The sequence below is a fragment of the Lactobacillus sp. UMNPBX15 genome, assembly GCF_002553785.1.
GTDB lineage: Bacteria > Bacillota > Bacilli > Lactobacillales > Lactobacillaceae > Lactobacillus > Lactobacillus crispatus.
The window spans coordinates 1-12,192 of sequence record NZ_PCYV01000028.1 but is presented as its reverse complement, the minus strand read 5'-3'; the positions used below and the strand labels follow the sequence as shown (position 1 = coordinate 12,192).

Here is a 12,192-nt window from a genome sequence, read left to right as displayed (position 1 = left end):
AACTCAGGGGATAGTCTGTATTCTTTGAGGTGGAGGATAAATTGAATGATTAATGAAGAGAAGCTGATTAAGAAAGTACGGGCAGGAGATGACCAAGCTTTAGAAAAATTGTTTCATTTATATGAGCCGTTAGTAAATTCAATCGTGAAGCAATTCTATTTGCATCATTATGATCGCAAAGATTGGGATCAAGAGGCAATGATTGTTTGTTATGAAGCAGCACTAGTTTTCTCGCCTCAAAAGGGAAAATTTAGTAGTTTATATAAAACTAAATTGTTTAATCATGCACGGACCTTGGTACGTTACAATATGGCACGTCGCAGGCAAATCTATAGTCAATCGATCCCGCTAGAAAAGGCGGACATTCAAGGAAGCGTGAATGAACCATGCCGCTCTGAATTATCGATTCCAGTTGATGAGACTTACAATAATTTTGTTAATAGCTTGTCACACGTTGAATTAATTGCATTATTAACCATAATTGGCGAGATAAGTACAGAGTATGCGATTGATCATCTAAATATTGAAGCAATGAAGCTGGTCAGAGCTCGAGCACGAACTTTACAGAAAATGCGGAAAGTGCTTTTTTGATAGCTGATCAAAAGAAAGTGCGGTATAATAAGTAATGTAGAATATTTTAGGAGGTAATTTAAGATGGCAGACGAAATTATTAAGACTGCATTGTTAGACCGTCACATGAAGGAAGCTTTTGACTGGAGTGATTCAGATATGCCAGTTAGAGATGCCCTTTGGGACTACTTTATGGAAAAGAATGGTAGAGATACCATGAAGACGGAAGAAGATATGCTTCCATTTTTGAAAGACTCAGACGATAAAATCGAAGCCTTCGTTAACGAAAATCTTAAGAAGTAAATCCGACTAAAAAACAATGTTCTACGCACCGTGGTCACGCATAGTTTTGACCACTAAGACAGCTACCTTCTCCGGTGGCTGTTTTTTTATACTAAAATTAAGAAAGAATTTTAAAGATGAAATATATAATTGGCATAGACATAGGAACTACTGCGACTAAAGGTGTGTTGTATGGCGAAGATGGAAGTGAAGTAGCTAAATTGGCAATTTCCTATCCATTGATTCAGGAAGAAGCGGGGCAGGCTGAAGAAGATCCACAGCTTATTTTTGACGCGGTACAGAAAATGATTTATCAATTAAGTCAGAAAGCATCTGGTAAAATTTTGGCAATTTCTTGGTCTAGTCAGATGCACAGCTTAATTGGCTTAGGTGAAAATAATGAGTTACTGACAAACAGCATTACTTGGGCAGATAATCGTAGTAGTGATGTAGTGCAGCGGGCAAAAAAGTCGGGCTGGGCAAGAATGATTTATCAGCAAACGGGGATGCCGCCACATCCGATGGCGCCAGTGTATAAATTGCTGTGGCTTAAAGAAGAACAGCCAACACTTTTTGCACAAGTAAAAAAATGGATTAGTATCAAAGAATATATTATTTGGCGCTTAACTGGAAAAATATTAACTGATACAACTATGGCTGCTGGCAGTGGAATGATGAATTTAAAAACGCTGACCTGGGATGAAAAGATATTGGCTCAGATTGGGCTAGATCAAGTTCAATTGCCGACAATTGCTGATCAACAATCTACTGTGGGTAAAATTATTCCAGAATATCGTGCTAAATTGGGTTTAAATGATGAAACTCAAATCGTTTTGGGCGCAAGCGATGGGTATTTGTCAACGATTGGTGTCGGCGTTTTGGATGAGAAAGATTTTGCATTGAATGTTGGCACTTCTGGTGCGGTTAGAGTAATTGCACCGAAGGCAATTGTTGATCAAAAGAATCGCTTTTTCTGTTACCCTGTTGACGCCAAACATTATTTGCTTGGCGGCCCTGTAAATAATGGTGGAATTGTGTTCGATTGGGCCAGAAAAACAATTTTTGGCCCAGATGAAACGGCAGAGGACGTCTTAAATGTGGCACAAACTGCTCCGGCTGGAAGTAATGGATTGTTGTTTCATCCTTATCTTGGTGGTGAACGAGCTCCAATTTGGAATGCTCAAGCACGTGGATCTTTTGTTGGCTTGACGCGAAATCACACTAAACCGCAGATGGCTAGAAGTGTTTTGGAGGGAATTGTTTTTAACTTGCTTGGCGCCTCTCAAGGATTGCTTGATCAAGTGGGACAGCCTCAAGCTTTACGTGTTACTGGTGGCTTTGTGCAAAGTGATTTTGTTAGACAATTAATCGCGGACATTTTTAACTTACCAGTGATTGTAATTAAAAATGAGCAGTGTGGTACCCTAGCAGCTATGTTTTTAGCTAAAACTGCATTAGAAGATAAGCCAGACCTGGAAAAGATTAAAAAGCGTACTGCCGAAAGCCAAGTTTATTTTCCAAATCCCCAAAATGTAGCGATTTATCAAGAATTGATTCTCGTTTATCGAAAAATTGAGCATGAACTTGAAGCCTCTTATGAAGATTTGGCTCAGTTTCAAGATAAGCATCCACAGAAATTTGAGTAAAACAAAAAAGACGCATTGCGTCTTTTTTTCATAGATTGATTAACTATTAAGCATTTTCAATATCTTCAACAATCTGATCAACTGTCATACGATTGTCTTTCAAAATTTCTTTCAAAGGTACTTGATCAGTATAGACACGTTTTTGGCCGTAGTTGAGTACTTTAATATCCTTGTCGCCAAGGTAGGAAGCTACTTTTTCACCAAAACCGCCGTCCAAAATATTGTCTTCAATAGTAACAATAACTTTGTTTTCTTGAGTCAATTTGTCTAAAGCGGCAGTGTCTAAAATATTAGCAGAAACTGGATTTACTAAGCTAGCACCTGTCTTTTCAGCCACCTTTTTACCTAGCATATCGTACATATCACCTAACGCTAAAACAGCAACATCTTTACCTGGTTTAATGTCGTACTTGATTTCTGAATAGTCAACAGCAGTAATTTCTTTACCTTCAGGAACATCTTTGGTAGGCATCTTAATTGCTACAGGGTGCTTCTTTTGCTTAATAGCCCATTCCATCATTGCCTTTTCTTCGGCTAAGTTAGTTGGAGCAAGGTAGATCCAGTTAGGCAAGTTAGAAATCATTACTTGATCAAACACACCTAGGTGAGTCTTACTTGTGCCAGAAATGCCACCACCAGCAACCATCATTACAACTGGTAAATTATTAGCGGCAACATCGTGTGATAATTGATCAAATGCACGTTGCAAGAAGGTTGAATTTTCAAATAAAACTGGAGTTGCACCTTCCTTAGCCATTCCGGCAGCGAAGGCAACGGATTCTTGTTCAGCAATTCCTACATCATGGTAGTTTTCAGGATATTTGTTTTTAATTCTGTCTAAGCCGAAAACGCCGGGAATTGCGGCATTGATAGCCATGATCTTTTCACCATTATTGATGTGATCTTCAAGAACATCGAGTGCAATAGAGCTAGCGGTCGGACCTTCAGGCATTGCTACTGTCGTCTTGTCAGTCTTTAAATCGAATGGCATTACCCAGTGGTGTGCTTCTTCGTTGTCGATTGCAGGTTGATAACCTTTGCCCTTGAGAGTGTTGATATGAAGCAAAATAGGGTGATCAACATTTTTAACTGCTTTAAAAGCATCGATCATTGATTGGATATCATTACCATCTGCGACATAACGGTAATCAAAGCCCATTGCAGTAAATGGATTTTCTTTGGTTTCACCATTAGAATCACGCAGTTTCTTTAAAGCAGTAACTAAGCCACCGACGTTATCATCAATTGACATTTGATTGTCGTTTACCACTACAACTAAGTTATGCTTTTCAATTGCAGCGTTGTTTAGCCCTTCATAAGCAAGACCACCGGTCATTGAACCATCACCAATTAAGGCCATGATGTTTTCATGTTTGCCCATTAAATCGCGTGCTTTAGCCATCCCAGTTGCTAAGGCAATTGAGGTAGATGTGTGACCGACGGCGTAATAGTCATATGGGCTTTCATCAGGGTTGCTATATGGAGTTACATCTTCATAGTGGTCTGGATCAAGCCAAGCGAGTGCACGTCCAGTTAACATTTTGTGCGGGTAAGTTTGGTGGGAAACATCCCAGACAATCTTGTCCTTTGGTGCATTAAAAACATAGTGATAAGCAATTGTAGCTTCAACAATTCCTAAGTCGGGACCTAGGTGACCACCTTCAGCGGCATCTTTTTCTAAGATTAGAGTCCTAATTTCACTGGCTAACTTTTCCATTTCTGGAAGAGATAATTTTTTTAAATCAGCAGGACCAGAAATTTTATTCAATAGATATTCAGGATGTTTATTCATTATTATGTCCTTTCTAACAAGTAGTTACACTTATTATAGATAAGCAAAAATCAAAATAAAAATATTTAGTTGTAATTGAGCTCGATTACTTTTAGTAATGTAAATCAGATTATTGACGTAGGAAGGGGCAACAGTATAAAATACTGAGTAAGTATGTGTTTTTATAAAAGTTTGGAAGTGAGATTATGGCAGTGAAAAAAGCAGCCTTAGCCTGCAGTGTTTGTGGGTCACGCAACTACTCAATCACCGCAAGTAAGAATCGCACTCAGCGACTTGAACTTCAAAAGTTTTGCAAACATTGCGGTAAGAAGACATTGCATAAGGAAACGAGGTAAATAAAGCTAATGATTAAGTTTTTTAAGAGTGTTGGTCATGAAATGAAATTGGTTAAATGGCCATCCGCAAAGCAAAATAGACGTGATACAGCAACTGTTATTACTAGTTCAATTTTATTTGCGGCATATTTAGGTGCACTTGACTGGCTCTTCACTTGGTTGACTCAAAGATTAATGTAATTGCTAGCAGAATTAGAAATTATCAGCGATTCATGCTATAATATTGACAGCTAAAAGAAAACCTCTGTGGGAGGTTTTTTTGTTTACCTAAAATTTAAGGAGAAAAATATGGTCGAAACAGCACAAAAGAAATGGTACGTTTTGCATACTTATTCAGGCTATGAAGACAAGGTTAAGTCAGACTTGTTGTCACGTGCACAAAGCATGGGGATGCAAGACTACATTTTCCGTGTAATGGTTCCAGAAGAAGAAAAAGTAGAAACCGTTCGCGGCAAGAAACAAGAAATTGAAGAAAAGATTTTCCCAGGATATGTTTTAGTTGAAATGGTAATGACTGATGAAAGTTGGTTCATCGTTAGAAACACACCTAATGTAACTGGGTTCGTTGGCTCACACGGTGGTGGCTCTAAGCCATCACCACTTCTTGATGAAGAAGTAACGCGTTTGCTTAAGAATCAAGGTCAACCTGCTAAGAAACCAGTAGCTAACTTTGATATTGGCGAATCAGTAACTATTACTGAAGGTGCATTTAATGGCATGGTAGGTAAGATTACTGATATTCAACCAGATAAGTACAAATTATACGTATCAGTTGACATGTTTGGTCGTGCGACTACTGCTGAACTTGATTATGATCAAGTTAAGAAGCTTGACGAAAACGAATAATATTTAGAATTTTTAGTTGTAATTGTACCCAAACGATGTTATTCTAATACGGTACGTTTATTATTGTGGGAGGAGAAAAAAGGAAAATTCTCCATTTTAACCGCATCACGGAATCAAGGAGGTTTTGACCGTGGCAAAGAAAGTTATTAACGTAGTTAAGTTACAAATCCCAGCTGGCGCTGCTACCCCAGCACCTCCAGTTGGTCCTGCATTGGGTCAAGCTGGTATTAACATTGTTGGTTTTACTAAGGACTTCAATGCTAGAACCGCTGACCAAAAGGGCATGATTATCCCTGTAGTTATTACTGTATATGAAGATCGTTCATTCGAATTCATTACTAAGACTCCACCAGCACCAGTTCTTTTAAAGCAAGCTGCTAAGATCCAAAAGGCTTCTGGTGAACCTAATACCAAGAAGGTTGGTAAGGTAACCAAGGACCAAGTTAAGGAAATTGCCGAGACTAAGATGAAAGACCTTAACGCTGCTGATATTGAAGCTGCCATGCGCATGGTTGAAGGTACCGCTAGAAGTATGGGTATTGAAGTCGAAGACTAATCCTGTTATTTAGGTAACAAATTAGGTGGGAGAGTTAAGAGAAGCTCGTTTGACCACATATACAAGGAGGAAATCACATGCCAAAGCATGGTAAGAAATATTTAGATGCTGCCAAGAAGGTAGACTCAAATAAATTATACTCAGTAGCAGAAGCTATGAAACTTGTTAAGGAAACTTCATACGCAAACTTTGATGCTACTGTTGATGTAGCTTACAACTTAAGCGTAGATCCTAAGCAAGCTGACCAACAAATTCGTGGTTCTATCGTTTTACCAAATGGTACCGGTAAGACCCAAACCGTTGTAGTATTTGCTGAAGGCCCACAAGCTGATCAAGCTAAGGCTGCAGGTGCTGACTTTGTTGGCTCAGATGACTTGGTAGAAAAGATCCAAGGCGGCTGGTTAGACTTTGACGTTGTAGTAGCTACTCCAATGATGATGGCTAAGGTAGGTCGTTTAGGTCGTATTCTTGGACCTAAGGGCTTAATGCCTAACCCTAAGACTGGTACTGTTACTATGGATATCGAAAAGGCTGTTAAGAATGTTAAGGCTGGTCAAGTTGAATACCGTGTTGACCGCCAAGCAGCTATTCACACTCCTATTGGTAAGGTATCATTCACTGAAGACCAATTAGTTGAAAACTTTGACGCATTACGCGACGTTATCTTACGTGCTCGTCCAGCTTCAGCTAAGGGTCAATACATTAAGAGTGTTGCTGTTTCAGCAACCTTTGGCCCAGGGATCAAGCTTGATCCATTAAACTTGGACTAATTTAAAATAGACTATTAAAAGCCTCGCTATTGCGAGGCTTTTTTCTATTCATTGACCTATTATTTTCGAACATGGTATCATAAATTGAACTTACAAATCTATATATTAAGGATAATGTCATGAAAAAGCATTCTATTGGAAAACTAGTCATTATGTTGGTGCTAATGCTAGCTTTTGTTACGGGCTGTGCTAATAATGGTTCTAAAATCACTATTGTTGGTTCAAGTGCAATGCAGCTTTTAGCAGAACAAGCAGGTAATGATTATCGCTTAAGTCATCAAGACAGCAACATTGTCGTGCAGGGTGGAGGATCAGGTACAGGATTGAGCCAGGTTCAAGCTGGTGCAGTCCAGATTGGAACCTCTGATGTTTTTGCCGAAACACAAAAGGGAATTGATGCCAAGAAACTTCGTGATTATAAAATTGCAGTAGTTGGTATTGTTCCAATTGTTAATAAGGGTGTAGGTGTGAAAAATGTTTCGCAAAAGCAATTGAAACAGATCTTCACTGGTAAATTAACGAATTGGAAGCAACTAGGTGGCAAAAATGAAGCCATAACTGTGATCAATCGTTCTAAGGGAAGTGGTACTAGATCTGCTTTCGAAGATATAATTTTACAAGGAACAAAACCAGTTAAGTCGCAAGAACAGGACTCTAACGGTGCCGTTAAAAAGATTGTTAATTCAACGCCGGGTACGATTAGTTACTTGTCCTTTCCTTATGCTCATGATACCAATATTCAAAAGTTGAGTATTAATGGGGTAAAGCCAACTAACAAAAATATTACTACTAATAAGTGGAAGATTTGGTGTTATGAGCACATGTACACTAAGGGTAAGCCCAACAAACAAACTAAAGCGTTTATTAATTATATGTTAGGTGAAAAAGTACAAAAAGATCTTGTACCTAAGATTGGGTACCTCAGTATCAATGAAATGAAAGTAACTCGTAATAGCAAGAATCAAGTTACACAAATAGGAAAATAGTTCATGGATAAGAAGGATAAATTAAAGGAAGTTGTTGATCAAGCAATTGCTAGTCAACACGTTCCACACGTTAAATTAAAAAAGATGGGTCCGACTAGTGTTGATATTGATAAATTAACCAAGCCATCTAAAGAGACTCATCAAGAATATTGGGGCAAGGGTTTAACTTACTTGGCAATTGTTTTGATTATTGTCTTAGTTGTCTCAATTATCGGCTTTGTCGGCTATCACGGCTTGGCTACTTTTGTCAGCGATCATGTTAATGTCTTTCACTTTTTGACTTCAACTGATTGGGACCCGGGTGAGGGCAAGAATCATGTTGGTGCTGCGGTAATGATCGTTACTTCGTTCTTAGTAACTCTTTTAGCAGCATTGGTAGCCACCCCGTTTGCAATTGCAATAGCTCTTTATATGACTGAATATTCATCTAAAAAGGGTGCCAATTTCTTACAGTCAGTGACTGAATTATTAGTTGGAATTCCGTCTGTAGTTTATGGTTTCTTGGGATTAACTATCATCGTGCCTGTGATCAGAAAACTATTTGGTGGAACAGGTTTTGGTATTTTAGCAGCTACGTTGGTGTTGTTCGTTATGGTTTTACCAACAATCACATCATTAACGGTTGATAGTTTAAAGGCTGTACCAAGTCATTTTAGAAAAGCTTCAATGGCCTTAGGTTCTACGCATTGGCAGACTATTTATCATGTTGTTTTGCGAGTTGCTACGCCTAGAATTTTGACGGCGGTAATCTTCGGAATGGCAAGGGCCTTCGGTGAAGCTTTAGCCGTACAAATGGTTATCGGTAATGCCGTCTTGATGCCATACAATTTGGTCAGTCCATCAGCAACATTAACTAGCCAATTAACTAGTCAAATGGGAAATACGGTCATGGGAACTTTGCCAAACAATGCATTATGGTCATTAGCATTATTGCTTTTAATTATGTCTTTGGTATTTAATTTCCTAGTTAAGTTAATTGGAAAGAAGGGACAAAAGTAATATGGATGCAAAAAAGAAAGATAAATTAGCTACGGCGATTATCTATATTTTGGTAGGAATTGTTGTATTAATTTTGGCCGGTATCCTAGGTGATATCTTGATTACAGGTATTCCACATTTGTCCTGGCACTTTTTGAGTTCTGAAGCCTCATCATACCAAGCTGGTGGTGGGGTACGTGATCAACTTTTCAATTCAATTTATTTGTTAATTTTGACTACTATTATCTCCTTACCAATTGCTTTAGGAGCAGCAATTTATCTAGCAGAATATGCTAAAGATAATTGGGTGACCAATTTGATTAGAACTACAATTCAAATTCTTAGTTCATTACCATCAATTGTAGTTGGCTTATTTGGTTATTTATTGTTTGTAGTTCAATTTGGCTTTGGTTTTTCAATTATTTCTGGTGCTTTAGCTTTGACCTTCTTTAATTTGCCAATTTTAACTAGCAATATTGAAGAAGCAATCAAGGGCGTCCCACAAGATCAACGTGAAGCAGGATTGGCTTTAGGATTATCTAATTGGAAAACTATTCGCGGAATTGTTTTACCCGCTGCTCTTCCCGGAATTTTAACTGGAATTATTTTGAGTGCGGGCCGAATCTTCGGGGAAGCTGCTGCTTTGATCTATACAGCGGGACAAAGTGGATCAACAGTCAATTATGCGGACTGGAATCCATTTAGTCCAACTAGTCCACTTAATGTAATGCGGCCAGCCGAAACATTGGCGGTCCACATTTGGAAAGTAAATACTGAAGGAATTATTCCTGATGCCACGATTGTTTCAGCAGCTACTTCAGCGCTCTTGGTTATTGTGGTAATCGTATTTAATTTAGGTGCACGTTATTTAGGCAATAAATTGTACCGCAAGTTAACTGCAGCTAAGTAGGTGAAATAATGCAAGATTTAAAACCTAGCTATATTAAAACTTTTGCAAATGATGATTTGGAATTATCAACTGAAGATTTAAGTGTTCTTTATGGCGGTAAGGTACAAAAATTATTTGATGCCAGTCTTCAATTTAAAAAGAACACGATTACAGCTTTGATCGGTGCTTCGGGTTCAGGTAAATCAACATTTTTACGTTCATTAAATCGAATGAATGATCGAGTAGCAACTGTTAACGGAAAAATCTGGTTTCATGGTTTAGATGTGAATAAGCCTAATATCAATGTTTATGAATTAAGAAAAAACATTGGCATGGTTTTTCAGCGGCCTAATCCATTTCCTAAATCAATTAGAGAAAATATTGTTTATGCTTTGAAGGCAGATGGACATAAGGATCGGGCAGAACTTGATCGAGTTGTAGAAGAAAGTTTGCGTGCGGCTGCTTTATGGGATGAAGTTAAAGATAAGCTGGATAAAAGTGCATTAGCATTGTCGGGTGGTCAACAACAGCGTTTATGCATTGCTCGTGCTTTAGCTGTTAAGCCAGAAATTTTACTACTGGACGAACCTGCCAGCGCTTTGGATCCTGTTTCTACTTCTAAACTGGAAGATACCCTTAAGCAGTTGAGGAGTAAGTATACTATGATTATGGTAACTCACAACATGCAGCAAGCCTCAAGAATTAGTGATTATACTGCATTCTTCCATTTAGGACATGCAATTGAATATAATTCAACGGCAGAGATCTTTACTAATCCTAAGGGTAAGATTACTGAAAACTATATTCAGGGAAGTTTTGGATAAAATGACAACAATAATTTCAGCAAAAGATGTACATCTAAGTTATGGCAATTATGAAGCACTGCACGGGATCAGTCTTGATTTTAAGAAAAAAGAATTAACAGCTTTGATCGGTCCAAGTGGTTGTGGTAAATCTACTTTTTTACGCTGTCTTAATCGAATGAACGATGACATCGAAAACATTAAGATCACAGGTGAAATCAAGTTTGAAGGCCAAGATATCTATAATTCTAAAATGGATTTGGTCAGTCTACGTAAAGAAGTCGGCATGGTTTTTCAACAGCCAACCCCATTCCCGTTTTCCGTATATGACAATGTGGCTTATGGCTTAAAAATTGCTGGTGTTAAAGACAAAGAGCTAATTGATCAGCGGGTAGAAGAGAGTCTTAAGCAAGCTGCTATTTGGAAAGAAACAAGGGACAATTTAACTAGAAACGCTCAAGCATTTTCAGGAGGACAGCAGCAAAGAATTTGTATTGCTCGTGCGTTGGCTGTTAGACCTAAAGTTGTTTTATTAGATGAGCCCACAAGTGCGCTTGACCCAATTTCAAGTAGTGAGATTGAAGAGACACTGATGGAACTAAAGCATCAGTATACTTTTATTATGGTGACTCACAATTTGCAGCAAGCAGGACGAATTTCTGATCAGACCGCCTTTTTGATGAATGGCGATTTGATTGAAGCTGGTCCAACTGAAGAAATGTTTATTGCACCTAAGAAACAAATCACAAGTGATTATCTTAACGGTCGTTTTGGTTAAAATTTTGAGGTAAAAAGATGCACGAAATATTTTTGGATGAACTGAAAAAATTAAATACACAATTTATGGAAATGGGTGTCCTCGTCAACGATGATATTGACCATGCTACCCGTGCTTTTGTTGATCATGATAAAAAGACTGCGCAGTCAATGGTTGATGATGAAGAAAAGATTCCTACAGAATCAATTAATATTCAAAAGCAAGCCTTAAAATTAATGGCCTTGCAGCAACCGGTAGCTACTGATTTTAGAGTTGTTATCAGTATTTTAAAGGCCACTACTGACTTGGAGCGAATTGGTGAAAATGCTATGAGTATTGCTCTGGAAACAATCAGAGTAAAAGGTAATCCTCGTATTCCAGAAGTTGAAGAAATTATTTCTAATATGACACATAATGTGCGACATATGTTAATTCAAGTTTTAACTGCTTACGTGCAAGATGATGAAAAAATGGCACGTGAAGTGGCTAGTCGTGATAGCATGATTGACCACGACTATGTAAGAGCTCGTCAATTGATCGTTGATGGAATTGAAGATGATCCTTCGCGTGCAATGGCTTCATCAAGCTATTTTGTAGTTACCCGTTTACTTGAACGAATCGGTGACCACATTGTTAACTTGGCTAGCTGGGTCGTTTATAAAACTACGGGTGAACTAGAAGAACTATCTAATTCAACTGAAAGTGAAACGATTTAAATAAAGTACCGTAAAAAGCGGTGCTTTTTTTGTAATAAAAAACAGTTGATACGCGTGGTGCTAGTTAAATCGTTCTAGACAATATGCCATATTATAAGCTAAAATAGCTATTTCTAGCCGCTGTTGAAAGCCTACTGGACTTCTTGCTCGATTATTCTCAGCGTTGTAATAACTAAGCAAAGAAAAGTCGCTTTCAATGCTTCTTCTAATTGCCATCATCGCTTACTATTGCGTGGACCTTGAAGCCATAATAATAGACTTTCTTG

General features: G+C 38.2%; 15 protein-coding genes and 1 pseudogene. 14 read left to right on the top strand and 2 right to left on the bottom strand.

From position 1 onward, the window contains the following. Positions 1-45 precede the first annotated feature (45 nt). From CP366_RS07490 to CP366_RS07480, 3 genes are all read left to right on the top strand, one after another. Entirely contained in the window at positions 46-591 is a 546-nt protein-coding gene (locus tag CP366_RS07490; RefSeq protein WP_005720419.1) for a DNA-directed RNA polymerase subunit sigma, read from the top strand. Between the two features lie 63 nt (positions 592-654). Next, entirely contained in the window at positions 655-873 is a 219-nt protein-coding gene (locus tag CP366_RS07485) for a hypothetical protein (RefSeq protein WP_005720420.1), read from the top strand. A 116-nt stretch (positions 874-989) separates the two neighbouring features. Then, positions 990-2,498 (top strand): gluconokinase, encoded by a 1,509-nt coding sequence (locus CP366_RS07480; protein ID WP_089147632.1) that lies wholly within the window; start codon positions 990-992, stop codon positions 2,496-2,498. 46 nt (positions 2,499-2,544) lie between these two features. On the opposite strand, the gene CP366_RS07475 is transcribed toward CP366_RS07480, so the two are convergent. Next, positions 2,545-4,290, bottom strand: a complete 1,746-nt coding sequence (locus CP366_RS07475) for a 1-deoxy-D-xylulose-5-phosphate synthase (protein WP_089147633.1) — start codon at positions 4,288-4,290, stop codon at positions 2,545-2,547. A 185-nt stretch (positions 4,291-4,475) separates the two neighbouring features. On the opposite strand from CP366_RS07475, the gene rpmG reads away from it, so the two are divergent. From rpmG to phoU, 11 genes are all read left to right on the top strand, one after another. Next, entirely contained in the window at positions 4,476-4,625 is a 150-nt protein-coding gene (gene rpmG, locus CP366_RS07470; protein WP_005720427.1) for a 50S ribosomal protein L33, read from the top strand. 9 nt (positions 4,626-4,634) lie between these two features. Beyond that, positions 4,635-4,805 (top strand): preprotein translocase subunit SecE, encoded by a 171-nt coding sequence (secE, locus tag CP366_RS07465; RefSeq protein WP_005720429.1) that lies wholly within the window; start codon positions 4,635-4,637, stop codon positions 4,803-4,805. A gap of 108 nt (positions 4,806-4,913) precedes the next feature. Continuing rightward, entirely contained in the window at positions 4,914-5,471 is a 558-nt protein-coding gene (gene nusG, locus CP366_RS07460; RefSeq protein WP_013085841.1) for a transcription termination/antitermination protein NusG, read from the top strand. A gap of 130 nt (positions 5,472-5,601) precedes the next feature. Then, on the top strand, positions 5,602-6,027 hold the full coding sequence (gene rplK, locus CP366_RS07455; RefSeq protein WP_004045505.1) for a 50S ribosomal protein L11: 426 nt from the start codon (positions 5,602-5,604) through the stop codon (positions 6,025-6,027). A gap of 77 nt (positions 6,028-6,104) precedes the next feature. After that, positions 6,105-6,797, top strand: a complete 693-nt coding sequence (gene rplA / locus CP366_RS07450; RefSeq protein WP_005720434.1) for a 50S ribosomal protein L1 — start codon at positions 6,105-6,107, stop codon at positions 6,795-6,797. A gap of 119 nt (positions 6,798-6,916) precedes the next feature. After that, on the top strand, positions 6,917-7,783 hold the full coding sequence (locus CP366_RS07445; protein ID WP_023488539.1) for a phosphate ABC transporter substrate-binding protein: 867 nt from the start codon (positions 6,917-6,919) through the stop codon (positions 7,781-7,783). Between the two features lie 3 nt (positions 7,784-7,786). After that, positions 7,787-8,782 (top strand): phosphate ABC transporter permease subunit PstC, encoded by a 996-nt coding sequence (gene pstC / locus CP366_RS07440; protein ID WP_013085843.1) that lies wholly within the window; start codon positions 7,787-7,789, stop codon positions 8,780-8,782. A gap of 1 nt (position 8,783) precedes the next feature. After that, positions 8,784-9,671, top strand: a complete 888-nt coding sequence (gene pstA, locus CP366_RS07435) for a phosphate ABC transporter permease PstA (protein WP_013085844.1) — start codon at positions 8,784-8,786, stop codon at positions 9,669-9,671. Positions 9,672-9,679: 8 nt separating this feature from the next. After that, the gene (pstB, locus tag CP366_RS07430) at positions 9,680-10,474 is read left to right on the top strand and encodes a phosphate ABC transporter ATP-binding protein PstB (RefSeq protein ID WP_005720438.1); all 795 of its coding nucleotides are present in this window, start codon (positions 9,680-9,682) and stop codon (positions 10,472-10,474) included. A 1-nt stretch (position 10,475) separates the two neighbouring features. Beyond that, entirely contained in the window at positions 10,476-11,231 is a 756-nt protein-coding gene (gene pstB / locus CP366_RS07425; protein ID WP_065990043.1) for a phosphate ABC transporter ATP-binding protein PstB, read from the top strand. A 17-nt stretch (positions 11,232-11,248) separates the two neighbouring features. Next, a complete protein-coding gene (phoU, locus tag CP366_RS07420) occupies positions 11,249-11,926 on the top strand; it encodes a phosphate signaling complex protein PhoU (RefSeq protein ID WP_005720440.1) in 678 nt (225 codons plus the stop codon). A gap of 60 nt (positions 11,927-11,986) precedes the next feature. On the opposite strand, the pseudogene CP366_RS07415 reads toward phoU, so the two are convergent. Beyond that, positions 11,987-12,145: pseudogene (locus tag CP366_RS07415) on the bottom strand (IS982 family transposase); the annotation flags it as partial. Positions 12,146-12,192 lie beyond the last annotated feature (47 nt).